Genomic DNA, 2,116 nt, shown 5'->3' with positions numbered 1-2,116 from the left:
TTGGCGGGGACCAGCGTGGCGAAGGCATTGGGCAGGCGGGTGCGGATGTCGGCAAGGCGCCCTTCGATAAATTGCAGGATCTGCTGACGCCCGGCATCGCTGTCGGGGAAGAGGTTGCGCGGGTCTTTCCCCATGGCGGTCATGCGTTCGCCGACCGTTCCCTTCGTCATGCCCAGTTTTTTGAGCAGGCCGTCCATCTGCGATTGCAGGGCGGCGAGCTGTGCGAGGCCGAGCTTATGCACCTCCTCCGGCGCCATGGTGGTGGTGGTCCCGGCGCTCAACGCCCAGGCATAATAGGCGTCGCCCTGCGGGAGTTTCCATGCGCCCGCGTCCATGGTGGCGGTGGCGCGATGGCGTTCCAGTTCGGCGACCTGCGCGGCGAGGGCGGGGGCGATCCGGTCGCGCACGAAGGCCTCCGCCTTTGCCCCATAATGGCCCGGCATGTCCTTTGTCCGGCGGGCGATGGAGGCGGCGGGCACCCACTGGTCGAAAGGCAGCGCCTGCACGGCGCGCATCTGGCCCAGCGTCTTGTCGAGCAGGAAGGCGGGCGCGACGACGCCGATCCCGGCATCCTGTTTCAGCCGCTGCGTTTCGCCCGCCAGATTGGCGGCATAGGCGTCGAGCCGGGCCATATAGGCGTCGGCATCGGCGCTGTTCCGGATGCTGTGGTTGCTGTCGAGGAAATCGGGGGTTTCGACGAAGCTGCCGGTGTTCTGCGCCACCGCATAGGGGCTGTTGCGGTAGGACCAGTTGCTGTTCATGATCGCCATGTCGCCGAACGGAAAGGCAAAGCCCCGGTCGGCGGTTTCATGGGCGGTCCGCACCACTTCCACATCGATGCGGGTCGCGGGCGACAGCGGTTCCAGATCGATGGCGCGCAACTGGGCGAGGCGATCCTTTACATGGGCGGCGATCTGCGCCTGACCGGCCGGTGTCTTGTTGCCGAGGCGGCTTTTGAGCGCGGCCCGTTCCCCCGTGTCGATGCCAAGGCCGCTCGCCGTTTCGGGGGCGTCGGCCAGCATCGCTTCGGCCATGTCGGCGAGCAATGCCTGCGCGGCGGCATCCGGCCCCGCCGTGTCGGCGATGGCGCGGCCCGGCATGGCGGACAGGGTGACGGCAGAGGCGCCCGCGGCAAGCAGCGCGCGGCGGGTGGTCAGCATGAAGGCAGGTCTCCGTGGATATATTCTCCCGCTTAACTTCGCATATTTCCCGCAAAATTCGACATGTTATTTCATGGCGCCGACAGATTGTGACAAGGCCGATGCACGGCCGGCGGCGCTGGCGGATCGGCCGTCGCGCCGCTGAGTATCGCCAGCGTCGGGCGCAGATGATCCCATTCGACGGGGCTGAACGGGCCAAGCGTGGCGAGCCTGCCGAGCATATGGCGCATGGCGATCCGTTGCCGGTGGGGCAGGGCGTCGCGATCCGCGCCCAGCGCGCGGAGCGCCGCAAAGAGCAGGCGATGATTGGTTTCGATGCGCGTGCCCACGATCCGGCCGCGCCGCACGATGGGCTTTTCCTCCCGTTCCCTGCCCAGCGCGACGGCGCGGGCGCGGCTGGCGTCCAGCCCCATTTCCAGCGCCCAGTCCCATGCGGCGGCGAATGGTTCGGCGCCGGGCCGTGCGCGCAGATAATAGGCCGATCGCGGGGTGCAGCCCACGCTGCGCGCGGCCTGCGCCACCACGCCGCAGCGGGACAGCGCGGCGATGAAGGCATGTTGCGCATCGGGCGTCCAGCCGCGCGCACGGCGCATCAGCGGGACGGGGGTGAAGTGGAGAAGGTCTGGCTGTGTCATGCCGGGGAGGGTGGCATGGCGGGGGTGATGTAGGACAGGAGGCGCGGGATCGGAGCGCATGGGATGCGCCCCGATCTCGCCGACCGCTTATGCGGCTTTGGCGAGCGGCGTGTCGATCAGCGCCTGCTCCACTTCCCGCGCGCATGTGTTGAGCAATGCGGCTGCTTCGGGGATCAGATAGCGGTCAAGCGTTTCGCCCGCAGCCTGATTACCCGCGCCATAATCATTGGAGGTTTCGCCCCCTACGAAGCAGGAAGCCATCAGATAATGGTCGATGATCTTGCCGGGATATAGCGGGACGTTGAGCGGCGCTATGGCCTG

3 protein-coding genes are annotated in these 2,116 nt (G+C 67.5%); all 3 read right to left on the bottom strand.

What is annotated here, in order from left to right; translation table 11 throughout:
* On the bottom strand, window positions 1–1,160 hold a 1,160-nt coding region (locus tag ACOJSJ_RS14985; RefSeq protein WP_420145776.1), incomplete at its 3' end, for a DUF885 family protein.
* Window positions 1,161–1,231: 71 nt separating this feature from the next.
* The gene (locus tag ACOJSJ_RS14980) at window positions 1,232–1,795 is read right to left on the bottom strand and encodes a hypothetical protein (RefSeq protein WP_420145775.1); all 564 of its coding nucleotides are present in this window, start codon (window positions 1,793–1,795) and stop codon (window positions 1,232–1,234) included.
* Between the two features lie 87 nt (window positions 1,796–1,882).
* A partial coding sequence (locus ACOJSJ_RS14975) for a hypothetical protein (RefSeq protein WP_420145774.1) occupies window positions 1,883–2,116 on the bottom strand: 234 nt, incomplete at its 5' end.

This window comes from Sphingobium sp., assembly GCF_048594625.1.
Lineage (GTDB): Bacteria > Pseudomonadota > Alphaproteobacteria > Sphingomonadales > Sphingomonadaceae > Sphingobium.
This window is presented reverse-complemented; position numbering and strand designations above follow the sequence as displayed.